We start from the raw sequence: 25,937 nt of genomic DNA, 5'->3' as shown, positions 1-25,937 counted from the left end.
ATGCACGGCACGGCACCGGCGCGTTTGCTCGCATCCGTCATGCTGCTCGCGCTGAGCGGATGCCTGCTAGGCCCCAACTACCAGCGCCCGGCGGTCGACGTGCCGGCCACTTATCGTTTCGCCCAGGGCGAGGCCGCGGGCATCGCCAACCCCGTGTGGTGGGAGCAGTTTCAGGACCCGGTGCTCGATCAGCTGATCGCCGCCGCGCTGCAGGACAATCGCGACGTGAAGGTCGCGGCCGCGCGCGTCGACGAGTTTCGCGGGCAGTTCGTGACCACGCGCTCCGGGCTGTTCCCGCAGCTTTCGGCAGGCGCCGACGCGTCGCGTCAACGGGTCTCGCAGGACGAAGGCGTGCCGGTGCCGAAGGGCGTGAGCCCCGTCTACAACCAGTTCGACGCGACGCTGGCGGTGTCCTGGGAAGTCGATCTGTTCGGCAAGGTGCGCCGGGAAACCGAGGCGGCACGCGCGAATCTGCTCGCAAGCGAAGAGGGCCGCCGCGCCACGATTCTGACGCTCGTGAGCTCGGTCGCGTCGGCCTACATCAATCTGCGCAGTCTGGACCGGCAGCTGGTGATCGCGAAGGAGACCGTGCAAAGCCGCGCGGAATCGGTGCGCGTGTTCGAGGCGCGCTTCCGCTACGGCGAGGTCTCGCAGATGGAACTCGCGCAAAGCCAGTCGGAGTATCAAGCCGCGCAAGTCACGATTCCGCAGCTCGAAGCGCAGATCGCCCAGCAGGAAGACGCATTGTCGGTGTTGATCGGCAGGAATCCCGGCGCGATACTGCGCGGCCGTGAGCTGTCGCAGATGGGCACGCCGCCGATTCCCGAGGGGCTGCCGTCCGATCTGCTCGAACGCCGTCCCGACCTGCTGGAGGCCGAGCAGACGCTGGTCGCGCAAAACGCGCTGATCGGGGCGGCGCGCGCGCTGTACTTCCCGTCGATTTCGCTGACCGGGCTGTTCGGTTCGGTCAGCGCGCAGTTCTCGAATCTGTTCACCGGCCCGGCGCGCGTGTGGTCGTTTGCCGGCAGCGTCACGCAGCCGATCTTCACGGCGGGCAACATCACCGGCCAGGTGCACCAGGCCGAAGCGCGCCAGCAGGAATCGCTGTACTCGTACGAAAAGGCGATCCAGGTAGCGTTCCAGGAGGTCGAGGACGCGCTCATCTCCGTGCAGAAGACGCATCAGGCACTCGATGCGCAAAACCTCCAGGTCGAGGCGCTGCACACCTATGCGCACCTCGCGCGGCAGCGCTACGAAGGCGGCTATACGAGCTACATCGAAGTGCTCGATGCGGAGCGCAGCCTGTTCAACGCGGAACTGACCTATGCGCAAACTCAAGGCGCGGTGCTGGCCTCGTACGTCACGCTCTACAAGGCGACGGGCGGCGGCTGGGTGGCCGAGGCGGAAAAACTGACGGCGCCGCCGCCCGCGCCGCAAAACTCGCCGGCGATGGCGCCGGTCTCGCAGAACGCGCCCGCGCCGGCTGGAACGTCGGGTGCAGTGGAGGCGAGATGACGGGCAACGAGCTGATTGCGTGCGAAGAGTGCGACCTGCTTCAACTCGGCGCGCCGCCCGCCGCCGGCAATGCGTTGCGCTGCCGGCGTTGCCGCGCGGAGCTCAGGCGCGGACGCTCGAACGGGCCGGAGTATGCGCTCGCATTCTCGTGCGCGTCCGCGGTGCTGCTCGTGATCTCGAACGTGTTTCCGATCGTCGGTCTGTCGCTGAACGGCCATGTCGTGCAGACGACGCTCGCGGGTTCGGTGCGCATGCTGTACAGCCACGGCTCGTGGCCGCTCGCCTTGCTGGTCGGCCTTACGACGATCGTCACGCCGGTGCTGCAAACCGCGGCGATGCTGTGGCTGCTGCTGCCGCTGCGCTTCGGGCGCGTGCCGTGGCGGCCGGCCGAGTGCTTTCGTCTGTTTCAGCTCGCGCGGCCGTGGGGCATGACCGAGGTGCTGATCCTCGGCTTGCTGGTCGCGCTGGTCAAGCTCGCGCACATCGCCAAGGTGGTGCCGGGCACCGCGCTGTGGTCGTTCATCGCGCTGATGCTGCTGCTCGCGGCCGCGGCGGCGACCTTCGATCCGCATGAGGTGTGGGCGCGCATCATGGCAGCGCGTGGCGCGCAGCCATGGCAGTTGCCGCCGATCCGCGTGCGCCGCAACGCCATCACGGCGTCTGCCTACGGGCTCGTGCTGTGCGAAGAATGCGGCCTGCTGCTCAAGCAGCCCAGCGGCGCGGTCAAGCACGTCTGTCCGCGCTGCAAGGCGCCGTTGCACCAGCGCAAGCCCGCGAGCCTGTCGCGCACGTGGGCGTATCTGGTGGCCGCGATGGTGCTCTACATTCCGGCCAACGTGCTGCCCGTGATGGACACGAGTTCGCTGTTCGGCACGCAGAAGGACACGATCATGAGCGGAGTGGTCTATCTGTGGGTATCCGGCTCCTGGCCGCTTGCGCTGCTCGTGTTCATCGCGAGCATCGTCGTGCCGATGCTGAAGATTCTCGGCATCGGGTATCTCGCGCTGTCGACGCAGCTTCGTTGGCAATGGCTGCCCGGGCAGCGCACGCGGATCTATCGCCTGATCGAGCTGATCGGTCGCTGGTCGATGCTCGACATCTACGTCATCACGATGCTGGTCGCGCTGGTGCAGTTCCAGGCGCTGGCGACGATCAAGGCGGGGCCGGCGGCGATCGCGTTCGGCGCGGTCGTCGTGCTGACCTTGCTCGCCTCGATGGCGTTCGATCCGCGCCTGATGTGGGACGCTTTGGAGACGGAACGTGTCCACTCCGACTGAAGAGCCCGAGCTGCCCGCCGCGGAGCCGGTGCCGCGCTCGCGCTGGCGGATGCAACTGGTCTGGCTCGTGCCGATCGTGGCGATCCTGATCGGCGGTTGGCTGGCGGTGAAGGCGGTGATGGAGCGCGGCGAGCAGATCAGCATCAGCTTCAAGACCGGCGACGGTCTCGAAGCGGGCAAGACGAAGCTCAAGTTCAAGGACGTCGATATCGGCGTGGTCGAAGCGGTCTCGCTGACGCCGGACCACAAGCGCGTGGTGGCCAAGGCCGAGGTGACGCGCGACGTGTCGGACCTGCTCGTCGACAACACGCGCTTCTGGGTCGTGCGTCCGCGCATTTCGGGCGGTACGGTGTCGGGGCTCGGCACGCTGCTGTCGGGCTCGTATATCGACGTCGACGTCGGCAATTCGCCAAAAGCGCGCCGCAGTTTCGTCGGCCTCGAGGAGCCCCCCGTGATCGCGAGCGACGTGCCGGGGCACGAGTACACGTTGCACGGCACGGGACTCGGCTCGCTCGACGTGGGTACGCCCGTGTTTTTCCGCAGAATTCAGGTGGGCCAGGTCGCGTCGTACCAGTTGGACCCCGACGGCCGCGGCGTCACGGTGAAGGTGTTCGTCAACGCGCCCTATGACCGCTTCGTCAGAACCGACACGCGCTTCTGGCACGCCAGCGGTCTCGACATGTCGTTCGACAGCAGCGGCTTGCGCGTCGAAACGCAGTCGATCGTGTCGATCATCATCGGCGGCATCGCGTTCGAATCGCCGCCCGATTCACAGGTAGAGACGAGCGCCGATACCAGCACCCGGTTCGAGCTGTACACCACGCGCGCCGACGCGATGAAGATGCACGATCGCATCGTCGTCAAATACGTGGTGAACTTCGCGGATTCGGTGCGCGGTCTGACAGTTGGCGCGCCGGTCGATTTCCGCGGCGTCGAAATCGGCGAAGTGACGGCGATCTACACGCGCTTCGATCCGGACACCCGCCGCTTCAGCAGTCCGGTCGAGATCAATATCTATCCGGAGCGGTTCACGTCGCGCTATCAGAACGACGGCGCCGGCGGACACCTCACCAACGACCCGCGCGGTCTCGCGAACTATCTGGTCGAGCACGGCTTCCGCTTCCAGTTGAGAACCGGCAATCTGCTGACCGGCCAGCAGTATCTCGCACTCGACTATTTCCCCGACGCGCCGAAGGCGTCGATCGACTGGAGCAAGACGCCGCCCGAAATGCCCGCAATTCCGCGCACGCTGCAATCGCTGCAGGAATCGGTCACGCGACTGCTCGCCAAGATCAACAACATACCGTTCGAGGATCTCGGCAAGGACGCGCGCTCGACGCTGCGCACCACCAACGCGATGCTCGGGCAGCTCAACACGCAGGTCGTGCCGAAAGCGCGCGACACGCTGCTGTCCGCGCAATCGACGCTCGATTCCGCGAATGCCGCGCTGCAGCCCGACTCGTCGCTGCAGCAATCGACGGAGGACGCAATGCGTGAATTGACTCGCACCGCTGCCTCGTTGCGCACGCTGGCCGACTATCTGGCGCAGCATCCGGAATCGCTCGTGCGCGGCAAGTCCGAGGACAAGAAGCCATGACAGATGCGATGCGCCGCTTCGCGGCCGGCCTGATGCTCGCGCTCGCCGGCGCTCTGCTCGGCGCCTGCAAGTCGCCGGCGACGAACTTCTACACGCTGAGCCCGGACGATTCGTTGAGCAGCACCGGCGCGAGCCGGCCGATCGCGGCGGTGATCGGTCCGGTCACGATACCCGAGATCGTGGACCGGCCGCAGATCGTCACGCGGATCGCTAACAACGAGGTCGCGGTCAACGAATTCGACCGCTGGGCGCAGCCGCTCGGTGGCGACATCGGCCGCGTGATCGCGGCCGATCTCGGCGCGCTGCTGAACTCGCCGCAGATTTCGGTATTCGATGCGGTACGCGATCCGTCCGTCGTCTGGCGCGTGCGGATCGACGTGATGCGCTTCGAATCCGTGCCGGGGCGCGACGTCACCGTCGACGTGCTGTGGACCGTGCGGCCGCCCGGCAAGGTCCGCGCCGTCACCGGCCGCTCGGTTGCGCGCGAGAGCGTATCCGGTCCCGGATTCGAGCCGATCATCGCCGCTCACGATCGCGCGCTCGCCTCGGTGAGCCGCGATATCGCCGCAGCGGTGCAGGCGAACCCCGTTCAATGAGACGTCGCGCTGCGTCGCGTCCACACGCGCCGCGCCCGAACCCGTGCGCTGCACCGGGTCGCGCGCATAATAAGACCTTGGTCCGATTGCTAGAGCTCTGGGTCAACTCCACGATTCAATCGATGCACGGCGCGTGCCTCGGCACCGATCGTGACGCGCACCTTTCAGGAGTCTTCCGATGGACGCTGAAACGCTGTTGTCACAAAGCCAGGACATTGCCTCAAAAATCAACCACGTGCTGCAGAAGCGCACGCAAATCGCCCAGCGGCATCTGAGTGAACGGGTCACCGAAACGCTGGGGCTCGATCACGATGGCGCCCCGACCGCAAGCGCGATGCCCGCGCCGTTCGATCCGCTCAGTGCGTGGCAATACACGGTAGATGCCGCGCAGCGCTCGCTGCTGTTCTGGGACACGCTGTACCGGCGCGGCAACGAGTTCGTCGAACGCAGCGTCAGCGGTCCCACGCCGGTGCTGCATTTCGAGTACGACATGGTGCTGGACGGCCGCACGTTCGAACGGCCGGTCAACTATGCGCTGCTGCAACTTCGTCCGCTCGAAGGCGTGGGCGTGGACGTGCGCAAACGCCCGTATCTGATCATCGATCCGCGCGCGGGGCACGGCCCCGGCATTGGCGGCTTCAAGGACGATTCGCAGGCGGGCATCGCGCTGCGCGCGGGCTATCCCGTCTACTTCGTGGTGTTCTTTCGCGACCCCGAGCCCGGTCAGACCCTGCTCGACGTGTGCAACGCCGAGCAGCTATTCGTGCGCAAGGTGCGCGCGCTGCATCCCGACAGTCCGAAGCCCGCGATCATCGGCAATTGCCAGGGCGGCTGGGCGGCGATGATGCTCGCCAGCTCCGACCCCGAGGAGACCGGCCCGATCGTCATCAACGGTGCGCCGATGTCGTACTGGAGCGCGGCCTGGAGCGAAGGCGAGGGCGACAACCCGATGCGTTACGCGGGCGGCATGCTGGGCGGCGCGTGGCTCGCGTCGTACGCGGCGGATCTCGGCAACGGCAAGTTCGACGGCGCGTATCTGGTGGAGAACTTCGAAAACCTGAACCCGGCCAACACGTTCTGGGACAAGTACTACCACCTGTTCTCGAACGTCGATACCGAGCCGCCACGCTTTCTGGAATTCGAGCGCTGGTGGGGCAGCTACTACCTGATGAATCGCGAGGAGATCGAATGGATCACGCGCAACCTGTTCGTCGGCAACAAGCTGTGGTCGGGCGGAGTGACGAACAGCAGCGGCCAGGCTTTCGATCTGCGTGAAATCCGCTCGCCGATCATCCTGTTCGCGTCGATGGGCGACAACATCACGCCGCCTCAACAGGCGTTCAACTGGGTGGCGGACCTGTACGGCAGCACCGAGGAGATCAAGGCGCGCGGCCAGGTGATCGTCGGTCTGACGCACCAGAACATCGGGCATCTGGGCATTTTCGTGTCCGGGAAAGTCGCGAAGAAGGAGCACAAGCAGATCATGTCGGTGCTCGAGACCATCGAAACCTTTCCGCCGGGACTCTACGGCATGACCATCAACGAGGCCAGCAACGCGGCCGGGGAGATCGAATACGAAGTCGAATTTCATGAGCGGCGGCTCGAGGAGATTGCCGCGCGCTACAACCGCTTCGGCCGCGTCGACGAAAAGCCGTTCGAAGCGGTCGCCGCGTTGTCCAATCTGAATCAGCGCATGTATGAACTGCTCGCGCAGCCGCTCGTGCAGGCGATGTCGAACGAAACGAGCGCCCGCCTGCTGCGCCAGTTTCATCCGCTGCGCTGGCAGCGCTGGGCCGTATCCGCGATGAACCCGTGGCTTGGCTGGCTGCCGGCGGCCGCGCAGTCGGTTCGTGAGAATCGCCAGCGGGCCGCCGCCGATAACCCGTGGAGCAAGCTCGAACACAACGGCTCGCAAATGATCAGCGCGTCGCTGGACTATTACCGCGCGATGCGCGACGCGGGGACCGAGGCCAGCTTCTTCAGCGTGTACGCGAATCTGTATGCGACGTATCTGAGCAAGCCGGCCGCCGATGGCGTGGCCGCGCAAGCCGGCGCGATCGATCCGCGCGAGCTGCCGTTCGTGCGCACGGCGTTGCAGGCGATCGGCGACGGCGGCTACACGGAGGCGCTCGCGCGCGCGGCCTTTCTGTTGTCGCGCAAGGGCGGGTCGTTGCCGCTCGCGCGCCTGGAGATGCGCAAGGAGATCGCCGAAAGTTACGCGGAGTACCTGCCCGACATCAGCCCCGATCACTGGCGGCGGATCCGGGGCGAGCAGGAAATCATCGTCAGCTTCGAACCGGACGAGGCGATAGCCACGCTGCCGAAGCTGCTTTCCCACAGCGAGGACCGCGAGCGCTTTCTACAACTGCTCGACAAGCTGGCGAGCGACGAGCGCGTGTTGAACACCGCGCCCGACGCCGCGCAAAAGGAGGCGTTCGAACGCCTCCGCGCGGTGCTGGGTTCGCGCGAGAGCCGCAAGCGCAACGCACGTTTGCCTGACCCCACTCGCACGTGAGCAACTGGCGCGATGCGCGGCAGGACGCAAGCATGACGGAACCGTGTGCACGGCGCCCGTATGCACGGCGCCCGTATGCACGGCGCCCGTATGCACGGCGCCCGTATGCACGGCGCCCGTATGCACGGCGCCCGTATGCACGGCGCCCGTATGCACGGCGCCCGTATGCACGGCTTCCGTCAGCATGGCGTGCCACGCGTCACGAATCCAACGCACCGTACACACGAGGAATACGCAGATGGAAAAGCACGCGAAGTATCAGCGTCTGATCGATTTCTGCCGGACGCTGCCGGCGATGCCGACAGCGGTCGCGCATCCGTGCGACCAGAGTTCGCTCAATGGCGCGGTCGAAGCAGCCGGGATGGGACTGATCGCGCCGCTGCTGGTCGGGCCGCGCGCGCGCATCGAAGCGATTTCCGCCGAACACGGCATCGACATTTCGAACTTCACGATCGTCGATGCGCCGCATAGCCATGCCGCCGCGGCGGCAGCCGTGCAACTGGTGCGCGAAGGCAAGGCGGAGGCCCTGATGAAAGGCAGCCTGCATACGGACGAGCTGATGGCCGAGGTGATTCGCCGTGACACCGGCCTGCGCACCGAGCGGCGCATCAGCCATTGCTTCGTGATGGACGTGCCCGGGTACGAGAACGCGCTGATCATCACCGACGCCGCGATCAACATCTTGCCGACGCTCGAAGAGAAGGTCGACATCCTGCAGAACGCGATCGATCTCGGGCACGCGCTGAAATTTGACGAAGTCCGCGTGGCGATCCTATCCGCGACCGAGAGCGTCAATCCGAAAATTCCATCGACGGTGGAAGCGGCGGCGCTGTGCAAGATGGTGGACCGCGGGCAGATCACCGGCGGGCTCGTCGACGGTCCGCTCGCACTCGACAACGCGATCAGCATTGAAGCCATGCGCATCAAGCAGATCGAGTCGCGGGTGGCCGGTCGCGCCAATGTATTGATGGTGCCGGACCTCGAAGCGGGCAACATGCTCGCGAAAAGCCTGTCGTTTCTCGCCGGCGCGGACGCGGCGGGCATCGTGCTCGGCGCGCGCGTGCCGATCATTCTGACGAGCCGCGCGGATTCTCTGTCGACGCGTCTCGCGTCGTGCGCGGTCGCCGCGTTGGTGGCCAAGGCACGGCGCGAGGCCGCCAAGGTGGTCGGGTGACGTCATGGCGGATGTGATCCTCGTATTGAACGCAGGTTCGTCGAGCCTCAAGTTCAGCGCCTTCGACGCGCAACAAGCGCAACTCGAGCTCATTTTGCGCGGTCAGATCGAAGCGCTCTACACGAGCCCGCGTTTTCGCGTGACGGACCGCGACGGTAATGCCAGCTCGCACGAATGGGGCGATGGCCACCGGCTCGGCCATCAGGGCGCGATCGAATATCTGGGCGGTTTTTTGCACGACCACGGCGGTGGCAATCAACTGAAGGCGGTCGGGCATCGCGTCGTGCACGGCGGGCAGCGCTTTGCCGGCCCCGTTCTCGCGACCTCCGAGGTGATCGACCAGCTGGACAGCCTGAGCCCGCTCGCGCCGCTGCATCAGCCGCATAACCTGACCCCGATCCGCATCCTCGCGCAACTGCGTCCCGACCTTCCACAGGTCGCGTGCTTCGACACCACGTTTCATCGCACGCAGACCGAGACCGCGCAGGCCTATGCGCTGCCCCCCTCGATTACCGACCACGGCGTGCGGCGCTACGGTTTTCACGGGCTCTCGTACGAATACATCGCGAGCGTGCTGCCGGAGATCGCACCGGCCGCGGCGGCGGGGCGCACCGTCGTCGCGCATCTGGGCAACGGCGCGAGCATGTGCGCGATGGTCGCAGGCAAGAGCGTGGCGAGCACGATGGGCTTCACGGCGGTGGAAGGCCTGCCGATGGGCACGCGTTGCGGCAGCCTCGACCCCGGCGTGATGCTCTATCTGCTCGACGAGCTGAAGATGGATACGCAGTCGATCGCGGACCTCATTTACAAGGGCTCGGGGCTGCTCGGCATGTCGGGCATCTCGGGCGACATGCGTGTGCTGCTCGACAGCAACGACCCGCGTGCCCGCTTTGCGATCGACGTCTACGCCTACCGCATCGGGCGCGAACTCGGCAGTCTCGCCGCGGCGATGCAAGGTCTCGACGCACTGGTGCTGACGGCCGGCATCGGCGAGCACGCCGTCGCGATCCGCGAGCGCATCGTGCGCGATGCCGCGTGGCTCGGCGCCGAACTCGACGAAGCGGCCAATCGGGCGGGCGGCCCGCTGATCACCCGCGCCTCGAGCAGGCTGCCGGTCTGGGTCGTGCCCACCAACGAGGAACTGATGATCGCCCGCCATACGCGCGCTGTCGCCCCATAGAGGAGTTTCACCATGTCTGTCGAGCAACCGAGTTTGATTCTGCGAGGAGCGAAGGCCCTCGTGACCGGCGTCGCCAACGAGCATTCGATTGCGTACGGATGCGCGAAGGCGTTTCACGACCTCGGCGCGAGCGTTGCGCTCACCTATGCGAACGCCAAGGCGGCTCCATATGTGGAACCGATCGCCAAAGCACTCGATGCCGAGATCTTCATGCCGCTCGACGTAACGGGCGAGGACGAAATGGAGGCCGTGTTCGAGCGGATCGAGAAGACATGGGGAAGCCTCGATATTCTCGTTCACGCCGTTGCATGGGCGCCGAAAGCGGATCTGCAGGGCGGCTTGCTGCAATCGTCGCGCGAGGGCTTCCTGAGCGCGATGGACATCTCCTGCCATTCGTTCGTGCGGATGGCGCGCCTCGCCGCGCCGCTAATGAAAGACGGCGGCACCATGCTGACGATGAGCTACTACGGCGCGAACAAGGTCGTGCCGAACTACAACCTGATGGGCCCCGTCAAGGCGGCGCTCGAAGCCTGCGCGCGCTATCTGGCGTTCGAGCTGGGACCGAGGGGCATCCGCGTGCACGCGATTTCTCCCGGGCCGCTGCAGACCCGCGCCGCTTCGGGCCTGAAGGATTTCGAGCTGCTGCTCAACGAAGCGGTGCAGCGCGCGCCGCTCGGCGAACTCGTCGACATCATGGATGTCGGCTATACCTGTGCGTTTCTGGCCACGCCGTATGCGCGGCGGGTGTCCGGTTCTACCTTGTATATCGACGGCGGATTGAACATCGTCGCATAGGGTCTGGAGGAGTAGGCATCATGGCTGAAATGTTTCTTGGAAACGTCGAGGAAAGCGTCTCCGACGAAGAGATCGGCGAGTTCCTGATTCGCTACGGGTTCCCGCGCTTCAGCTCGATCCAGCGGGTGCACGGCACGGGCTCGCGGCCAGGCGCGGTGGTCGTCTTCGACGACGTGCCCACGGACGGGCTGCGCATACTGCAAAACCGCGTCCATAACCTGTTCTGGAAGAACCACACGATCGTCGCGCAGCTGCTACCGGAGCGCGACGAATCGTGACGGGCGACGGGAGCCGGGCATGGGTCTGCTGTCGCGGTGGCTGACCAGGCGCAACGCTTCCGAAGAGAGCGACGATCAGCAGACGAAGGAAATCGTCGAGCGGATCGTCGGGCTCTGTCCGTCGTTGCGGCTCGCGCGCAATTATGCGTCGCGCCTGCGGCCCGCCGTGCAACACACGACCGCCTATCTGCTCCGGCTCGCCGATGAAGTGCCGCCGACGCGCGAAGCGAACGCGGCGGCGTGGGCGACAGACCCGTATATCCACGCCTTTTTCGCCACACCCGACGACGTCTGCCCGGTCTTCAACCGCTCACACGAGCTGAACACGTTCTTCAGCGACCATCCCGCTGCCGATCAGGTATTCGCGGTGCTCGGCATGGCCATGGACGAGCGGCGTATTTTCGGCGTCGGGCAACACGGCGAAACGACGCAAACCGATCTCGCGCAGACGACCATCAACTTCAGCGATCACCAGGTGCGCGTGTGCGAAGAATCCGAAGCCGCGTTGCGGCGCCAGATCGTGTTGCGGATCGTCGATCAGCTCGTGCTCGAAGCGCTCGGCAAGATCGAGGCCGACACCTCGCGGCAGGACAAATTGCAACGCGAAAGGGCGCTGCTGAAAACGCGCCTGACGATTCTCGAACGGCAAGGGGCGGGCGTGCGCTCGCTGCTTGGTAGCGACGCGACGTCGAATTACGCGGAAGTGGCGAAGCTGCAGGCGCAGATCGAAGAGAACGATCAGGCTCTGGCGCAGTTGGGCCTGAAGACAGAGGCGCTGGAGCGGCATCTCGACGTGATGTGCGGTGTACTGGGGGCGCCGGATGCGCATTTCTACGTGCGCAAGAGCATGTACCGGCTCGACCGGATGAACGTCGTCCTGGAAGAGGGAGATACGCGGCCCGCGCACGAAATCGAGTTTCGCCTTGCGCGTCTGCCGGCGAGTCCCAATGCGATACGGGTTTTCTCGACGGTGCGTTTTCGACGCGCGGACTTTACGCCGCCCCTCAGCGGCCTCGCGCAAGCGCACCGCCTGATCTGACGCGAGCCATGCTCGCTATTTGCCGGCGACCGGCTCCACGGAGAGGGCCACGGCCTCGGTATAGACCGCTTGCATCTGGTCGCCTTTTTTGATCCGCTTGAGCTGTTCGGGATCCTGCACGACCAGATCCACCGTATTGCCTTGCGGGCCTTTCAGCGTGACCACGCCGCTCTGGTGATTGACCGCGATGACGTTAGCCATGATCGTGACTTCGCGCGAGGCCGAGCCGCCGGGTTTCGCGCCCGCCGGTGTGCGAGCGAGCGTCTGCGTTTCGTTGGCGGTCAGCGGCGCGTTGCCTTTTTTCAGCATGATGGTCAGAGCCTGCGAATACTCGGCCTTGACCACGTCGCCGACCTTGATCTGATCGAAGTTGCGCGCTTCCTCGCCGACCACGACCTGCACGACCTTGCCCTTCGGGTCCTTGAGCAAGACGGTGCGCGTTGCCGGCTCGATGCCGACGACCGTCGCGGTCGTTTTGACCGTGCCCGACACGGTGACTTTGCCGGGCTCGCTCTTGACCGTGACGGGTGCCTCCGTCTGAGCGAACCCCGTATTCGCGAGACACACGAGCGCCGCCGCGATGATCAGTTTGCGGTTAATCATTCTGCTCTCCTTGCGCGATCAATTGACCGTGTAACCCCGCCCCGACATGCAGGCGGCGAAAGCGCGATTGAACGTGTCCATCGAGCCCTGCGTTTGCGCCTGCGATTGTGTCGCGGCCGCGCGCCGGTTCTGCCGCGCGCGCGACCCGCCGACCATCGTGCCGGTCGCCGCGCCGATCGCCGCGCCCTTGCCGGCGTCGCCCGCAATCGCGCCGATGATCGCGCCGCCGGCCGCGCCGCGCGCGGCGCCCTGCACGCGCTCGCCGCCTCCCACCGCGGGGCCGGAAGGCGGGGGCGGGGCATTGGCGACCATGGTCGGGTCGATGCCGGTATTGCTCTTCGCCCACGAATAGCAGGCGCCTTCGTCCTGCTGCTGTTGCTGCGGGCTTTGCCCTCTGGCCGGATAGGCAATCGGCCTCGATTGCGCCAGGCCTTCCAGCGATAGCGACGCGCTCAACGCGGCGATCACGGCATATTTCGTAGACTTGTTCACGACAACTCCTTGCGTGGGCACGCGCGGGTGCGAGTCGCCGGCTGCCTGTTTGCTCAGGCGTGAGGGCGCAACCGGCACCCGTGAATGGGAATTCTGGTGGGACCGGTTGCCGCGCGGTGGATGCGCAGCAATGGCAGGTTCGCTTTCATCATGGTGTCGCGGGCCTGTCGCGCGCAATCGGACCAAGGTCGTATTTGCAATTTCGTCCATGGTTTCCAAACTGTATTCATGCGACAGGTGCAGGTCGTTTTCATTGCTTCGGACAACTGTCTGTCAAAGATCATGGCCATGCCGCCCGGGGCCGCTGACGAAGCGCAAGGGGAAGCATCGATGGACCGCGATTCGCGTGCTCGTACACGCATCATCCCGTTTGCAACGGCGCTCGACAGGCGCAGGCGCATGCCGGCGCTCGACGACGAGGCGAAGCGCGCGCGACGCCTCAGCCATGTACTGGGCGCCGCGCTTCTGGCGTGCTGCGGCGCGTTCTCCACTGCGGTGTCGCTGGCGCAGGCGCCGGCCGCGAACGCCCCGGCGAACGCGGCCCCGAACGCACCCGTTTCCGCGGCGACGCTCGACCAGCTCGTCGGACCGATCGCGCTATATCCGGACGATCTGATCGCGATCATTCTTCCTGCCTCAACCTATCCCGTCGAAATCGTGCAGGCCGATCGCTTTCTCGATCAGTACAAAAACAACAAGTCGCTGAAGCTCAACGACGCGTGGCACGATCCGGTGAAGGCGCTGCTGAATTACCCCGACATCGTCAAGTACATGAGCACCGATCTCGACTGGACGATCGATCTCGGCGAGGCCGTCGTTGCCGACCAAGGCTCGGTGCTCGAAGCGATTCAGCGCTTCCGGCGGCAAACGCAGTCGGCGGGGCATCTGAAATCCGACGACAAGCAGGTCGTGGTCGTCGAGAAGGAAGTGATCAAGATCCAGCCGGCCGACCCGCAGGTGATCTACGTGCCGCAGTACAACCCGCAGACCATCGTCGTGGCCAGTGCGCCCGTGACCTACGCCTACGCGCCCACGCCCTATCCGGCCTACTACTATCCGTACGCGCCCGGCGCCGCGCTCGCGACGGGGCTGATCTGGGGCGCGGCGATTACCGCCGCCTGGAACGGCGGGCACTATGAAACGCATTACGGAGGCGGCGGCAACAACAACATCAACATCAACCGCGAAAGAAACGTCGAGCGGGGCGATAGAAACGTCGAGCGCGGCGATAGGAACGTCGAGCGCGGCAATATCAACACGGGCGACATCAACCGCGGCGGTGGACGCGGGCAGGGAGGGGGCACCTCCGCGTGGACCTCGGACAAGAAGCCGGGCCAGGTCAGCGGTATCTCGGATCGCTCGGCGCGCACGCAACGGGTCGGCGATCCGCCGTCGCGCGGCGGCGGCGCGGGTGCAGGCGCGGGCGCGGGCGGTGGGTTGGCGGGCGGCAACCGCGGCGGCGCGGGCGGCGGCGCAAACTATGCAGGTGGCGGCGCGGGTGGCGGCGCCGGCGCAAACTTCGCGGGCGGCGGTGCTGGCGCGCAAGGGCGGCCGCAGCCGTCCCAGCGTCCGACGGCGTCGGCGGGCACACGCGAGGTGAGTCAGCGCGCGTCGCCTGGGGGCGGCGGCAATGCGTTCAGCGGCTACGGCTCGGCGCGCGACGCGCAAGCCAACAGCGCGCGCGGCGCGGCGAGCCGTCAATCGACGCGTGGCGGCGGATACTCCGGCGGTGGTGGATTCTCGCCGCGGCCCGGCGGTGGCGGTGGCGGCCGCGGCGGCGGACGGCGATAAGGAGCAGCCATGAGCGGACAAAGCATCACCGGAAAGCGCGCACGCGACGATTCGCGGCGACGTGTGGCCACATCGCGCCGGCTGTGCGCGATGGTGCTCGCGCTGTCGGTTCCGTTGGCCGCGCTCGCCGCGGGGCAGCGCACTTTCGCCACCCCGGAAGACGCGGTCGCCGCGCTGTCCAGCGCACTGAAGACCGACGACGAAGCGTCGCTCGTCGCGATCTTCGGCGAAGCGCACAAGAGCCTCGTGGTATCGCCGGATCAGGCGGAGAACGAGGCGAACTGGGCCAGGGCGAGCAAGGAGATCGAGGCCTATCACGTGCTCGACGACAGGGGACCGAACCGGCGGATTCTGCTGGTCGGCGACGAGGCGTGGCCGATGCCGATACCGATCGTCAAAGAGGACGGCACCTGGCGCTTCGCCACCGAGCAGGGCGAAGAAGAACTGATCAATCGACGGATCGGCGCCAACGAACTCGAAGCGATCAAGGTGCTGCACGCTTATATCGGCGCGCAGCGTCAATACGCGTCGCGCGACCGCAACCACGACGGCCTGCTCGAATACGCGCAGAAGCTGGCCAGCACACCCGGCAAGCAGGACGGTCTCTACTGGCACACCGACGAAAACAGCGACGAAGAAGAGAGTCCGTTCGGCCCGCTCGTCGCCGCGAGTTCCGAATATCTGAAAGGCCACGCGGCGGGCGATCCTTACCGGGGCTACCATTTCCACATCCTGACGCGGCAGGGCAAGAACGCGCCGGGCGGCGCGTTCAGCTACGTGATCAACGGCCACATGATCGCGGGTTTCGCGATGGTCGCTTATCCGGCGCAGTACGGCACGAGCGGCGTGATGACCTTCGTGGTCAGCAACAACGGCGTCATCTACCAGAAGGACCGTGGCGCGCACGCGCCGCCTGTGACCGAGTTCAATCCGGATCATACGTGGCAGCGCGTCAAGGATTCGCTCTGAGCCGCTCCGGGTCGGCTGAGGCGATGGCCGTACAGCGCGCCCGTGCTTCCGTCAGGTCCGCTTCCGTACTCGAGGCGCTACGTTGAACCATCCACCCAGCGTCACCGGCCGCGCGTCTTCCACGCCACCCGCGCGCGGGTGGCGCTCCGCGTTTCCTCCCGTGCAGTGGCTGCGAAGCTATCAGCCTCGATGGCTCGCGAAGGACGCGGTCGCCGGCGTGACGCTCGCGGCTTATGGCATTCCGGTATCGCTCGCCTATGCGTCGCTCGCCGGCTTGCCGCCGCAATACGGCATCTACGGCTATCTGGTCGGCGGCCTCTGTTATGCGCTGTTCGGCTCGTCGCGCCAGCTCGCGATCGGCCCGACCTCGGCGATCTCGATGCTCGTCGGCGTGACGCTCGTGCCGATGGCCGGGGGCGACCCGTCGCGCTGGGCTTCGATCGCGGCCCTCACGTCCGTGCTGATCGCGTGCATGTGCGTGATCGGCTGGCTGCTGCGCCTGAGTTCGCTCGTCAGCTTCATCAGCGAGACGATCCTGCTCGGCTTCAAGGCGGGCGCCGCGCTGACGATCGCGATGACCCAGCTGCCGAAGCTGTTCGGGGTGAAAGGCGGCGGCGAATTCTTCTTCGAACGGATCGCCGTGCTGTGGGGGCAGCTTCCGCTGACCAACCTCGGCGTGCTCGGTTTCGGCCTCGTTTGCATCGCGTTGCTGCTGCTCGGCGAAAAGCTTTTGCCGGGGCGTCCGGTGGCGCTCGCCGTCGTCGCTGCCTCGATCGTCGTGTTGTCCATCACGCCGCTGGCCAGCCGCGGCTTCACGCTCGTGGGCGCGCTGCCTCAGGGCTTGCCTGAATTCCGTCTGCCCGGGCTGCGGCTGCGCGATGTCGACGGCATCGTTCCGCTGGCGTTCGCGTGCCTGTTGCTGGCATACGTCGAGAGCGTTTCGGCCGCGCGCGCGCTCGCGCAGGCACATGGTTACGAGATCGACGCCCGCCAGGAATTGCTGGGTCTTGGCGCAGCCAATCTGGCCGCGGGATTATTCCAGGCCTTCCCGGTTGCGGGAGGGCTTTCGCAATCGTCGGTGAACGACAAGGCCGGCGCGAAAAGCGCGCTTGCGCTGGTATTCGCGTCGCTCGCGATCGGCTTCTGTCTGATGTTCCTCACCGGACTGCTCGCGAATCTGCCCAACGTCGTGCTGGCGGCGATCGTGCTCGTGGCCGTGAAGGGCCTCGTCGACGTCGGCGAACTGCGTCATGTGTGGCGCGTGAGCCGCTTCGAATTCGCGATTTCGATGGTGGCGTTCGCGGCGGTGCTGTTGTTGGGCATCCTGAAGGGCGTCATCGTCGCGGTGCTCGTGTCGATGCTGCTGATCATCCACCGCGCCGCTCATCCGCATGTCGCGATGCTCGGGCGTATTCCCGGCACGCGCTATTTCTCGGATCTCGAACGTCATGCCGAGAACGAGACGATTGCGCATGTGCTGGCGGTGCGTGTCGAGGCGTCGTTGCTGTACTTCAACGTCGAGCACGTGCGCGAGACGATCTGGCGCATGATCCACGCCGCACCCGAACCGGTCCGGCTCGTGATTTGCGACCTGTCCGCATCGGCGGTCGTCGATCTGGCGGGCGCGCGCATGCTCGAAGCGATGCACGGCGCGCTGGAGGCCGCGGGCGCCGCGATGAAGGTCGTCGGCGCGCACGCGGACGTGCGCGACATGCTGCGCGCCGAGGGGCTCGAAGTTCGTGTCGGCCACATCGGCCGACGCGGCTCGGTGGCCGACGTCGTCGACGCATTCCAGCAAAACGGCGATTTCGCGGACGACGCGAATCGCGGATGAACTCGAGGAGAAACCCATGTCACGTCAATTTCGTCCTGGCGCAGGCGCGCCCGCACTCGACGCCGCGTACGCCCACACGATCAGGCAGTGGCTTGCGGCAGCGGCGCTGCTCGCCAGCCCAATGTTGTGTTACGCAGCGAACCTGAACTTTCTGAAAGACACGCCCGTTACTTACATGCGCGAGGCCGACCGTAAAGCGCTCAACGACGCGGCGCAAAAGGCGCTCGATACAAAAAAGGATGGCGAATCGTACGAGTGGAGCAATGCGGGCACCGGCAATTCCGTGTCGATCAAGGGCACGGTGACGCCGCAGGACACGACGAAGGACGGCGATCGAACCTGCCGGACCGCGACGCTGACCGCGGTCGCGAAAGGACAGACCCAAACGTGGACGCCGATCGTCTGCAAAACCGGCAATGGGCCGTGGAAGATTCTGCGGCAATAAGCACATGCGTGCCGCTTCATACGCCTCTGAACATGGCGGCGCCGCCACGCCGCCCGAGTTGCACGAGCACGAACCATCTGCCCTGTTGATGCATAATTTGTCCAGCGTTTCGCGGCTCATGCACAAGGCAAACACATGGAACACTCTTACGCTAACGACGATACCGGCAATCTGGTCCTGCTCGAACACGTCAACCTGAAAATCCCCAACCAGATTCTCGCGACCGCCTTCTACGTCACCGGCCTTGGGCTCACGCGCGATCCGTTCGTGATGACCGGGGTCGAGAATATGTGGATCAACGTCGGCCGGTCGCAGATTCACTTGCCGCACGGGGCGGCGCAACGTCTGCGCGGCAGTGTCGGTCTCGTGGTCGGCGAGCTCGAAGCGCTGGTGAGGCGGCTGCGCTCGGTCGAACCGCTGCTCGCCGGCACCGCGTTCGGCTGGACGGAGCGCGCAGGCAGTGTCGAAGTGACGTGTCCGTGGGGCAACCGCTACGAGTGCCTCGATCCTCTCAATCGATCCGCGTCGGCTCCGTGGTCGGAAATCGATCTGGGCATCGCGTTCGTGAAGATGGACGTGCCGGTCGGCAGCGCGTTGCCTATCGCGCGCTTCTACCGCGATATGTTCGATGCGACCGTCGACATCGAAGAGAAGCATGGATTGCACCGCGCGGTGATCGATATCGGCACGCATCAGCAACTGCTGTACGCGGAAACGACCGAGCCCATTCCTGAATACGACGGACACCACATCGCCATTTACACCGCTGCTTTTTCGGGGCCGTTCACACGGCTCGCCGAAAAAGGTCTGGTATATGGAGAAGAGCCGCATCAATACCGGTTTGCCGACCTGCTCGATCTGTCATCCGGAGAGCGTTGCTTCCGGCTCGAACACGAAGTACGGAGCCTGCATCACCCACTTTACGCGCGCCCGCTGGTGAACCGGAATCCGGAACAGACCAACCGGAACTATCAGCAGGGGGCCGATTCGCGCGGCGGCCGGTTCTGATCGGCTCAACGAGCGGCCGCAACGCGAAGCGACCCAGGTGAAAACGCCACGACCAGGGCGGCGGTCAGCGACCACAACGGTGCACGCTGATCGCTCGCCACTCCTTAACGATTTAATCTAGAAAATCCACAACACATCGCCTACCCTTAAACGAGCCGGTTTTCCGCGGACCCGTGCATCACTTCTCCCCTCTCTGCGAAGCCGACCCATCCTGATAAAGCTAACAACGATTCGAAGTCGTACGCTTTTGTTGTCTGCGAGGGTTGCGCCATCGTGCTCTTTCACGCTGTCGTCCGCGTGGATCCATGTCGCACTCCTGCGCTGCAATTCATAGGAACAATAAAAAGCTAGGAGACGCTCATGCCATTCAACCGTATTCAGGGAATTGTCGGCCTGCCACTGCTCGCCATCGCGTTCGGCTTGCCTGCGGCTCATGCCGCCGACGAAGTACAGAACAGCTCGACCACCACCGCCGCGCCGGTGCCATCGACGCTTCAGCCCGTGACCCAGGATCAGCTCGATCGCGCCGGCAGCATGACGGCGGTCTGGCTCCATCCGAACGGCTCGTACGCGCAGACGCGCTATTACCCTGGCGCGCAGATCAACCGGACGAACGTCGCGAAGCTGAGGCCGGCGTTCATCTTCCAGACGGCCGTCAACGAGTCGATGGAAACGGCGCCGATCGTGAAGGACGGCGTGATGTTCCTGACCACGTCGTTCAATCACGTATACGCGATCGATGCGGCGACGGGCAAAGAGTTCTGGCATTACAAGCACAAGATGGGTCCGGTCACGACGTTCTGTTGCGGGCCGAACAATCGTGGCGTCGCGATTTCGGGTGACCGGCTCTATATGGGCACGCTCGACTCCAAGCTCGTCGCGCTCGACGCCAAAACCGGCAACGTGCTGTGGCAAAGCCAGATCGCCAATCCCGACGAGGGCTACTCGGAAACGATGGCGCCGACGGTCGTCGACGGCAAGGTGCTGATCGGCACGAACGGCGGCGAGTACGGCATTCGCGGCTTCGTGAAGGCGTACGACGCGAATTCCGGCCAGTTGCTGTGGACCTTCTACACGATTCCGGAAACCGGCCAGGAAGGCGTGTGGGCCACCAAAGACGCGACCGGCCGCGACGAGAAGCGCGACATCGACGCGGAGAAGAAGCAGTTGGCCGACAAGGGCGGCGACTTCTACAAGACGCTCGGCGGCGGTGTGTGGATGACGCCGGCGGTCGACCGGAAAACGCACACGGTGTACTTCGTGGTCGGCAACCCTTCGCCGGACCTGTATGGCGCGATCCGGCCGGGAGACAACCTCTATACGGATTCGCTCGTCGCGATCGATCTCGACACCGGCAAGTACAAATGGCACTACCAGTACGTGCCGCACGACGTCTGGGACCTCGACGCGGTGAGCCCGCCGATCCTGATCGACGTGCGCGACAACGACGGCAAGATGATCCCCGGCATCGTGCATGCGGGCAAGACCGGTCACGTGTACGTGCATGATCGTGCGACCGGCCGGCTGATCCGCTTCTCGCAGGCGATGATTCCGCAGGAAAACATGTGGACCCTGCCGACTGCAGCCGGCGCGCGCATGCTGCCGGGCGCGAACGGCGGCGTCGAGTGGTCGCCGATCGCGTTCGATCCGCAAACGCGCCTCGTCTACGCGGCCAACCTGAATCAGCCGATGACGTACCAGGTCGAGGACGCCGCCTATCCGGGCGGCGGCAAGCTGTGGCTCGGCGGCGCCTTCAAGCTGATTCCGTCCGAGGCGCAATGGGGCAAGCTGTCGGCCGTCAACGTCGACACCGGCAAGATCGCGTGGGACTACAAGACCGACCAGCCGCTGATCGGCGGCGTACTTGCAACGGCGGGCGGTCTCGTGTTCAACGGCGAGGGCAACGGCCTGTTCCGCGCGTTCGATGCCGCCACCGGCAAGAAGCTGTGGGAGTTCCAGTGCGGCGCGGGCGTCAACGCGCCGGCCGTGTCGTACACGGTCAACGGCAAGCAGTACATCGCGGTCGCGGCGGGCGGCAATACGCAGATCGACTTCAAGCGCGGCAATAGCGTCGTCGTGTTCGCGGTGCCATGAGGCGGCCGGCGCCGCGGGGAGCGCCGGGTGGGGCGCGCGCTGCAAGGGTGGCGCTGCTGTGCGGCGGATTGATCGCCGCATGCCTGCCGTCGGGCGCGCGCGCCGACGCCGAGGCGGGCAAGGCGAAAGCGCAGGTGTGCGTGGCCTGTCATGGGCCGATGGGCAATTCGACCAATCCGGACTATCCGATTCTGGCCGGGCAAACCGCGCGCTACCTGTATCTGGAGCTGAAGGACTTCAAGCAGGGACGGCGCAGCGATCCGCGCATGTCGCCGATGGCGGCGAACCTGTCGAGCGAGGACATGCAGGACCTCGCCGACTACTTCGCCGCGCAGAAGCCCGTATCGGTGCCGTTCAACGCGGATGGCGCGAGCATCGAGGCGGGCAGCAAGAAGGCCGCCGAGCTGTTGTGCACGATGTGCCACCTGGGTGGCTTTTCCGGGCAGAACGAGATTCCGCGCGTCGCCGGTCAGCAGTATCAGTACATCGTCAAGCAGTTGCAGGACTTTCGCTCGCACACGCGCACCAACGATGCGGGCAACATGGCCAGCGTCACGCGCAATCTGACCGACGACGACATCCATCATCTGGCCGCTTATATCAACAATCTGCAGTAGCACGGGGAAGACACCATGACAGACATGCTCACTCGGCCGCTTGCCGCCGCCGTTCTGCTCGCCAGCGCATTCGGCGCATGGGTGCCGGCGCTCGCGCAGGACCAGGGGGAAATCAACCGCCAACTGCTCGCGGCCGCGAAGGACGACGATCAGCAGTCGGTCGTCGCTGCGCTGCAGCGCGGCGCGTCGGTCGATGCGATGAACCGGATCGGCGACACCGCGCTCGTCACCGCGTGCAAGAAGGGCGATACGGCGATGGCGCGCACGCTGATCGAGCGCGGCGCCAACGTGCAGCATGCGAACGCGCCGGGCGATACACCGCTGATGGCCGCCGCCTACGGCGGCTTCGACGAGATCGTCGCGCTGCTGCTCGCGCATGGCGCCGAGCCGCTCGCGACCGATCGCGTCGGCAAGACCGCGATGGAATACGCTGCGGGCCAGGGGCAAACGAAGGTCGTCGGTCAGTTGCTCGATGCGGGCGTCGACGTGAACCGGACCTACAAGAACGATCTGACCGCGCTGATGTGGGCGGCGGGATACGATCGCGCGGAGACCGCCCAGCTGTTGCTCGCGCGCGGCGCGAACCGGTCGTTGAAGGACAATCGCGGGATGACGGCGAAAGATATCGCGGTGCAGACGAAGTCGGAGCGCGTCGCGGGGTTGTTGTCGGCGGGTTAGCGGCTCGAATCACGCCCGCAATGCCGGCCGCGCTTGCGCCAGAATCGCCGGCAATGCCTCGAACGAATCGATCAGCGCGTCGCAGCGCGGCAGATCGGCGCCGCTCGCGCTGCCATAGCCGTAGCTGACGATGAAGACCGGCAGACCGGCCGCGCGCGCCGCCGCGACATCGACCGATGAATCGCCGACCAGCACGCAACGTTCGGGCTCGACGTCGAGCAGCCGGCACGCGTGCCGAAGCGGCTCGGGCGACGGCTTCATGCTCGCCACGGTGTCGCCCCCGACCAGCACGTCCAGAAAAGCGGCAAGCCCAGTTTTGTCGAGCAGCGCCGCCGCCAGCGCCTGCGGCTTGTTGGTCACGCACGCGCAGCGGTACCCGTGCTGCTGCAACGCGCGCAGCCCGGCCATCACGCCAGGAAAAACCCGACTCAGCGCCGCGTTGGTCACTGCGTAGTGCCGCTCGAACACGGCCTGCGCGTGGTCCAGTTCGACGCGCTTGCCGAGGCCCGCCGCATCCAGCGAGCGTTGCACGAGCTTGCGCAGGCCGTTGCCGATGAAGCCGGCCACCCTGTCGTAAGGCAGCGGCGTGGCGCCGAAATCCGTCAGCATCAGGCCGGCAGCCGCGACGATGTCCGGCGCGGTATCGACCATCGTACCGTCGAGATCGATCAGGACAGCGTGGTAGTCGCGGTTCATTGCCATGACGCGCTCGCGTTCGCCTGGTCCGCGTTCAGTGCGCCGTGCGCGGCCGAATCGGGACGACGCGTGGCGTCTTGATGCCAGCGGCGCAGTGTCGCCAGATCCACCCAGCGATGCCATTCGCCGCGCACCATCGGAACGATCGGCGCGTGCGGATCGCCGAGATGAGGCAGCACGGCCAGCGCGCCATCGAAGTCCTCGTGCGCGGTAAAAGCGCTCGGCGTGACGACGACGGGCACGCGCGCGGCGCGCGCTGCCAGCAGGCCGTTGCGCGAGTCCTCGAAGGCGAGACAGGCCGCGGGCTGCAAGCCGAGTTGTTCGAGCACGTGGCGATAGACGTCGGGGGCGGGCTTTTTTGCCGGCGTGGTGCCGGCGTCGCCGATTGCCGCGAAGCGATGGCGCCAACTGGCGCCGAAATGCGCTTGCAGCAGCGCGTCAAGGTTGGCGGGAGTCGTGGTCGTCGCGATCGCCACGCGTAGACCGGCCTCGTTCGCCTCGTCGATCAGACGCGCGATGCCGGGTCGTAGCGGCACGCCGCGCTCGCGCATGCGCTCGGTGTAGTGGCGCGTCTTCAGCGCGTGCAGCGCGTCGACGGCCTCTCGCGCTCGCGGGCCCCCGGCTTCCTCGCACTCGACCGTGCGCCAGTAATGCAGCAGACGCTCCTTGCCGCCCGCCACTTTCAGCAAGCTGGAATAGAGCGCTTCGTCCCAGAACCAGTCGAGGCCCGCTTCCGCGAACGCGGCGTTGAATGCGTGCAGATGAGCAGTCTCGGTGTCGGCGAGCGTGCCGTCGACGTCGAAGATGAGGGCTTGCATCGTGCGGTCCTCGCAAGGGTGGGGTGCCGTTCAGACACGCACCACGATAGCCGAGCCGTCCGCCGATTCAAATTCAGAGATTCTTTCGCCGCCGATAAGCGGGACTTTGTGTGCCGGCACGCACCGAACACGCACGCCGCGCCGCGTCATTTGCCCAACTGCGGATCGGTCACGAAGCCCAGCTTCGTCAGCCCGCCACGCTGCGCCGCCGACATCACGATCGCCACCCGCTCGTACGGCACCTTGCGATCGGCGCGCAAATGCAGCTCCGGCTGCGGCGTCGCGAGGGCGGCTTGCGCGATGCGCGCGCGCAAGGCGTCGTCGGTCACGGGCTGACCGTCCCACAGCACCGTACCGTCCGCCTGCACCGCGACGTCCACGTGCGCGGGCTTGAGCGCTTCCGGCTGACTGCTTGCGTGCGGCAGATCGATCCTGACCGCGTGTTGCAGCGCCGGAATGGTGACGAGAAAAATGATCAGCAGCACCAGCATCACGTCGACGAGCGGCGTCATGTTGATCTCGTTCATCAAACCTTGATCGTCGTCGTCGGAGAAAGGGCTCATTGCCATTCGAGGTCTCCGTCGCGGTTTGCGTTCGTCGCGTTGGTGCCGCGCGGCACCACGCGCATCTGCGGCCCGGCGCTCGACGGCAACTGCGAGCCGGTCACGAAGTACGCGTGCAAGCCGTGCGCGAAGCGCTTCAGGCGCGCGACGATCGAGCGGTTCGCGCGCGTCAGACCGTTGTAGCCGAGCACGGCGGGAATCGCGACGAAGAGCCCGAACGCCGTCATGATCAGCGACTCGCCGACCGGGCCGGCGACATGGTCGATCGAGGTCTGACCGGTCTCGCCGATCACGATCAGCGCATGGTAGATGCCCCACACGGTGCCGAACAGCCCGACGAAAGGCGCGGTGCTGCCGATCGACGCGAGAATCGCGAGGCCGCTTTGCAGGCGCGCGATCGTCTCGTCCATCGTGTCCTGCAGACGCCGGGTGATCCAGTCGGACACGTCGATGCGGTCGTGCAGATGCTGCTGCGTCTGCCGATGGTGCGTCGCGGCTTCATGGCCCGCCAGCGCGAGCGCGAGCAGCGGGTTGTCGTGCGCGCCCGATTCCGGATGGCCGAGGCTGCGCAGCCCGTCGTCGAAGCGGTCCGCGCTCCAGAAGCGCGCGTCGCTCCGGGTTGCGCGCCTGAGGCGGATCAGTTGCCACAGCTTCACGATGATCACCGTCCACGACAGCACCGACATGATCACGAGCACGCTCAGAATGCCGCGCGTGACGATATCACCTGAATCCCAGACGTTTGCGAGTCCGTAGTGTTGCATGGCGAGTTCCTTCGTTTGGTGTCCCTGGTCTGATTGGCGGTGCGCTCAACCTGTCGCGTCACTCGGTCAGTCCGAATACGAACGACTGCGAGTACGCAGCGCGCACCGGCGTGCCGTTTTCGGTGTACGGCTGGCAGGCGCCCGCATGGACGGCGGCGAGCGCCGCGTCGTCGAGCCGCGCGGAGCCGCTGCTGGTTTGCAGCTGCGCCGTTTCGATATGCCCGCTCAGCCCGACGACGAAACGCACGATCGCCGTGCCATGCTCGCCGCGCCGCTTCGCGATGTCGGGATAGTCGGGCTTCGGAATCGAGCAGTCGACGTGCGACACGTTGCGCGGCTCGGTCGACGCGGGCACCGCCGGACGGACGGCGGAAGCCGATGCCGCCGACGGCGCGGCGGCTGTTGGCACGGCGGCCTGCGGTGCCGCCGCGGCTTGCGTGACGGGCTGCGCGGTGCTTTCGCGTGTCGGAGACGGTGTCGGCACAGGCTTTTCCACACTGCGCGGCACCTGCGCGCGAGGCTGCGGCGCCGGTTTGACGCGCACGGCGGGGTGCGTGACCGGCGGCGTTGGCGCCGTCGGAACGACAGCGGCGGGGGGG

Annotated in this window: 25 protein-coding genes and 1 pseudogene; 19 read left to right on the top strand and 7 right to left on the bottom strand. The window is 65.9% G+C overall.

Going from position 1 to position 25,937, the window contains the following annotated elements; genetic code table 11:
• The 11 genes and pseudogenes from F6X40_RS31450 (at position 1) to F6X40_RS31405 (ending at position 11,966) form a co-directional block, all read left to right on the top strand.
• Positions 1–1,515 (top strand): efflux transporter outer membrane subunit, encoded by a 1,515-nt coding sequence (locus F6X40_RS31450; protein ID WP_187630505.1) that lies wholly within the window; start codon positions 1–3, stop codon positions 1,513–1,515.
• Positions 1,512–2,792: a paraquat-inducible protein A gene (locus F6X40_RS31445; protein WP_187630504.1), complete on the top strand. Its 1,281-nt coding sequence runs from the start codon at positions 1,512–1,514 to the stop codon at positions 2,790–2,792. The genes F6X40_RS31450 and F6X40_RS31445 overlap by 4 nt, the downstream gene beginning before the upstream one ends.
• On the top strand, positions 2,776–4,389 hold the full coding sequence (locus tag F6X40_RS31440; RefSeq protein WP_187630503.1) for an intermembrane transport protein PqiB: 1,614 nt from the start codon (positions 2,776–2,778) through the stop codon (positions 4,387–4,389). Before F6X40_RS31445 ends, F6X40_RS31440 begins: the two co-directional genes overlap by 17 nt.
• Positions 4,386–4,985 (top strand): membrane integrity-associated transporter subunit PqiC, encoded by a 600-nt coding sequence (locus F6X40_RS31435; RefSeq protein ID WP_187630502.1) that lies wholly within the window; start codon positions 4,386–4,388, stop codon positions 4,983–4,985. The genes F6X40_RS31440 and F6X40_RS31435 overlap by 4 nt, the downstream gene beginning before the upstream one ends.
• Before the next feature lie 178 nt (positions 4,986–5,163).
• Positions 5,164–7,500 carry a DUF3141 domain-containing protein gene (locus F6X40_RS31430; RefSeq protein ID WP_187630501.1) on the top strand — a complete coding sequence of 779 codons (2,337 nt, stop codon included), beginning with the start codon at positions 5,164–5,166 and terminating at the stop codon, positions 7,498–7,500.
• Between the two features lie 60 nt (positions 7,501–7,560).
• Positions 7,561–7,662, top strand: a pseudogene (locus F6X40_RS43650) (pentapeptide repeat-containing protein); the annotation flags it as partial.
• Between the two features lie 22 nt (positions 7,663–7,684).
• Complete coding sequence (locus F6X40_RS31425) at positions 7,685–8,674, top strand: phosphate acetyltransferase (protein ID WP_184064541.1); 990 nt, start codon at positions 7,685–7,687, stop codon at positions 8,672–8,674.
• Positions 8,675–8,678: 4 nt separating this feature from the next.
• Positions 8,679–9,854: an acetate/propionate family kinase gene (locus F6X40_RS31420; RefSeq protein WP_187630500.1), complete on the top strand. Its 1,176-nt coding sequence runs from the start codon at positions 8,679–8,681 to the stop codon at positions 9,852–9,854.
• Positions 9,855–9,866: 12 nt separating this feature from the next.
• Complete coding sequence (gene fabI / locus F6X40_RS31415; protein ID WP_187630499.1) at positions 9,867–10,649, top strand: enoyl-ACP reductase FabI; 783 nt, start codon at positions 9,867–9,869, stop codon at positions 10,647–10,649.
• A gap of 20 nt (positions 10,650–10,669) precedes the next feature.
• The gene (locus tag F6X40_RS31410) at positions 10,670–10,927 is read left to right on the top strand and encodes an RNA-binding protein (RefSeq protein WP_187630498.1); all 258 of its coding nucleotides are present in this window, start codon (positions 10,670–10,672) and stop codon (positions 10,925–10,927) included.
• A 19-nt stretch (positions 10,928–10,946) separates the two neighbouring features.
• A complete protein-coding gene (locus F6X40_RS31405; protein WP_184064552.1) occupies positions 10,947–11,966 on the top strand; it encodes a hypothetical protein in 1,020 nt (339 codons plus the stop codon).
• Positions 11,967–11,981: 15 nt separating this feature from the next.
• Here the strand turns inward: F6X40_RS31405 and F6X40_RS31400 are convergent, their stop codons facing one another.
• Both F6X40_RS31400 and F6X40_RS31395 read right to left on the bottom strand, forming a co-directional pair.
• Complete coding sequence (locus tag F6X40_RS31400; RefSeq protein ID WP_187630497.1) at positions 11,982–12,569, bottom strand: hypothetical protein; 588 nt, start codon at positions 12,567–12,569, stop codon at positions 11,982–11,984.
• A gap of 18 nt (positions 12,570–12,587) precedes the next feature.
• Positions 12,588–13,061 (bottom strand): glycine zipper family protein, encoded by a 474-nt coding sequence (locus F6X40_RS31395; protein ID WP_090810400.1) that lies wholly within the window; start codon positions 13,059–13,061, stop codon positions 12,588–12,590.
• A 330-nt stretch (positions 13,062–13,391) separates the two neighbouring features.
• On the opposite strand from F6X40_RS31395, the gene F6X40_RS31390 reads away from it, so the two are divergent.
• The 8 genes from F6X40_RS31390 to F6X40_RS31355 all read left to right on the top strand — a co-directional run bounded on the left by F6X40_RS31390 (position 13,392) and on the right by F6X40_RS31355 (position 22,497).
• Complete coding sequence (locus F6X40_RS31390; protein WP_262421607.1) at positions 13,392–14,852, top strand: DUF3300 domain-containing protein; 1,461 nt, start codon at positions 13,392–13,394, stop codon at positions 14,850–14,852.
• Between the two features lie 9 nt (positions 14,853–14,861).
• Positions 14,862–15,821 (top strand): DUF2950 domain-containing protein, encoded by a 960-nt coding sequence (locus F6X40_RS31385; RefSeq protein ID WP_187630495.1) that lies wholly within the window; start codon positions 14,862–14,864, stop codon positions 15,819–15,821.
• Positions 15,822–15,903: 82 nt separating this feature from the next.
• Positions 15,904–17,655, top strand: a complete 1,752-nt coding sequence (locus F6X40_RS31380; RefSeq protein ID WP_187630494.1) for a SulP family inorganic anion transporter — start codon at positions 15,904–15,906, stop codon at positions 17,653–17,655.
• Between the two features lie 16 nt (positions 17,656–17,671).
• The gene (locus F6X40_RS31375; protein WP_184032431.1) at positions 17,672–18,100 is read left to right on the top strand and encodes an RT0821/Lpp0805 family surface protein; all 429 of its coding nucleotides are present in this window, start codon (positions 17,672–17,674) and stop codon (positions 18,098–18,100) included.
• A 135-nt stretch (positions 18,101–18,235) separates the two neighbouring features.
• Positions 18,236–19,108: a VOC family protein gene (locus F6X40_RS31370; protein WP_187630493.1), complete on the top strand. Its 873-nt coding sequence runs from the start codon at positions 18,236–18,238 to the stop codon at positions 19,106–19,108.
• Positions 19,109–19,468: 360 nt separating this feature from the next.
• A complete protein-coding gene (locus tag F6X40_RS31365; protein WP_187630492.1) occupies positions 19,469–21,202 on the top strand; it encodes a pyrroloquinoline quinone-dependent dehydrogenase in 1,734 nt (577 codons plus the stop codon).
• Positions 21,199–21,819 carry a c-type cytochrome gene (locus F6X40_RS31360; RefSeq protein ID WP_187630491.1) on the top strand — a complete coding sequence of 207 codons (621 nt, stop codon included), beginning with the start codon at positions 21,199–21,201 and terminating at the stop codon, positions 21,817–21,819. Before F6X40_RS31365 ends, F6X40_RS31360 begins: the two co-directional genes overlap by 4 nt.
• Before the next feature lie 15 nt (positions 21,820–21,834).
• Positions 21,835–22,497: an ankyrin repeat domain-containing protein gene (locus F6X40_RS31355; protein ID WP_187630490.1), complete on the top strand. Its 663-nt coding sequence runs from the start codon at positions 21,835–21,837 to the stop codon at positions 22,495–22,497.
• A gap of 9 nt (positions 22,498–22,506) precedes the next feature.
• On the opposite strand, the gene gph is transcribed toward F6X40_RS31355, so the two are convergent.
• The 5 genes from gph to F6X40_RS31330 form a co-directional block, all read right to left on the bottom strand.
• The gene (gph, locus tag F6X40_RS31350) at positions 22,507–23,199 is read right to left on the bottom strand and encodes a phosphoglycolate phosphatase (protein WP_187630489.1); all 693 of its coding nucleotides are present in this window, start codon (positions 23,197–23,199) and stop codon (positions 22,507–22,509) included.
• Complete coding sequence (locus tag F6X40_RS31345; protein ID WP_187630488.1) at positions 23,190–24,011, bottom strand: HAD family hydrolase; 822 nt, start codon at positions 24,009–24,011, stop codon at positions 23,190–23,192. Before F6X40_RS31345 ends, gph begins: the two co-directional genes overlap by 10 nt.
• 146 nt (positions 24,012–24,157) lie before the next feature.
• The gene (locus F6X40_RS31340; RefSeq protein WP_018424565.1) at positions 24,158–24,580 is read right to left on the bottom strand and encodes an ExbD/TolR family protein; all 423 of its coding nucleotides are present in this window, start codon (positions 24,578–24,580) and stop codon (positions 24,158–24,160) included.
• Positions 24,571–25,338 (bottom strand): MotA/TolQ/ExbB proton channel family protein, encoded by a 768-nt coding sequence (locus F6X40_RS31335; RefSeq protein ID WP_090809011.1) that lies wholly within the window; start codon positions 25,336–25,338, stop codon positions 24,571–24,573. The genes F6X40_RS31340 and F6X40_RS31335 overlap by 10 nt, the downstream gene beginning before the upstream one ends.
• Positions 25,339–25,396: 58 nt before the next feature.
• The coding region (locus tag F6X40_RS31330) for a TonB family protein (protein WP_187630487.1) at positions 25,397–25,937 on the bottom strand (541 nt) is incomplete at its 5' end.

Origin of the sequence: Paraburkholderia sp. UCT31, assembly GCF_014397655.1 — a bacterium.
Taxonomy (GTDB): Bacteria; Pseudomonadota; Gammaproteobacteria; order Burkholderiales; family Burkholderiaceae; genus Paraburkholderia; species Paraburkholderia tuberum.
Note: the sequence above shows the minus strand (reverse complement) of the source record. Positions and strands in the feature narration are given on the sequence as shown.

Coding starts and splice junctions, on each gene's coding strand:
- F6X40_RS31450 (WP_187630505.1), top strand. CDS start 1: ATGCACGGCACGGCACCGGCGCGTTTGCTCGCATCCGTCATGCTGCTC.
- F6X40_RS31445 (WP_187630504.1), top strand. CDS start 1,512: ATGACGGGCAACGAGCTGATTGCGTGCGAAGAGTGCGACCTGCTTCAA.
- F6X40_RS31435 (WP_187630502.1), top strand. CDS start 4,386: ATGACAGATGCGATGCGCCGCTTCGCGGCCGGCCTGATGCTCGCGCTC.
- F6X40_RS31430 (WP_187630501.1), top strand. CDS start 5,164: ATGGACGCTGAAACGCTGTTGTCACAAAGCCAGGACATTGCCTCAAAA.
- F6X40_RS31425 (WP_184064541.1), top strand. CDS start 7,685: ATGGCGTGCCACGCGTCACGAATCCAACGCACCGTACACACGAGGAAT.
- F6X40_RS31420 (WP_187630500.1), top strand. CDS start 8,679: ATGGCGGATGTGATCCTCGTATTGAACGCAGGTTCGTCGAGCCTCAAG.
- fabI (WP_187630499.1), top strand. CDS start 9,867: ATGTCTGTCGAGCAACCGAGTTTGATTCTGCGAGGAGCGAAGGCCCTC.
- F6X40_RS31410 (WP_187630498.1), top strand. CDS start 10,670: ATGGCTGAAATGTTTCTTGGAAACGTCGAGGAAAGCGTCTCCGACGAA.
- F6X40_RS31405 (WP_184064552.1), top strand. CDS start 10,947: ATGGGTCTGCTGTCGCGGTGGCTGACCAGGCGCAACGCTTCCGAAGAG.
- F6X40_RS31400 (WP_187630497.1), bottom strand. CDS start 12,569: ATGATTAACCGCAAACTGATCATCGCGGCGGCGCTCGTGTGTCTCGCG.
- F6X40_RS31390 (WP_262421607.1), top strand. CDS start 13,392: ATGGACCGCGATTCGCGTGCTCGTACACGCATCATCCCGTTTGCAACG.
- F6X40_RS31385 (WP_187630495.1), top strand. CDS start 14,862: ATGAGCGGACAAAGCATCACCGGAAAGCGCGCACGCGACGATTCGCGG.
- F6X40_RS31375 (WP_184032431.1), top strand. CDS start 17,672: ATGTCACGTCAATTTCGTCCTGGCGCAGGCGCGCCCGCACTCGACGCC.
- F6X40_RS31370 (WP_187630493.1), top strand. CDS start 18,236: ATGGAACACTCTTACGCTAACGACGATACCGGCAATCTGGTCCTGCTC.
- F6X40_RS31365 (WP_187630492.1), top strand. CDS start 19,469: ATGCCATTCAACCGTATTCAGGGAATTGTCGGCCTGCCACTGCTCGCC.
- F6X40_RS31360 (WP_187630491.1), top strand. CDS start 21,199: ATGAGGCGGCCGGCGCCGCGGGGAGCGCCGGGTGGGGCGCGCGCTGCA.
- F6X40_RS31355 (WP_187630490.1), top strand. CDS start 21,835: ATGACAGACATGCTCACTCGGCCGCTTGCCGCCGCCGTTCTGCTCGCC.
- gph (WP_187630489.1), bottom strand. CDS start 23,199: ATGGCAATGAACCGCGACTACCACGCTGTCCTGATCGATCTCGACGGT.
- F6X40_RS31345 (WP_187630488.1), bottom strand. CDS start 24,011: ATGCAAGCCCTCATCTTCGACGTCGACGGCACGCTCGCCGACACCGAG.
- F6X40_RS31340 (WP_018424565.1), bottom strand. CDS start 24,580: ATGGCAATGAGCCCTTTCTCCGACGACGACGATCAAGGTTTGATGAAC.
- F6X40_RS31335 (WP_090809011.1), bottom strand. CDS start 25,338: ATGCAACACTACGGACTCGCAAACGTCTGGGATTCAGGTGATATCGTC.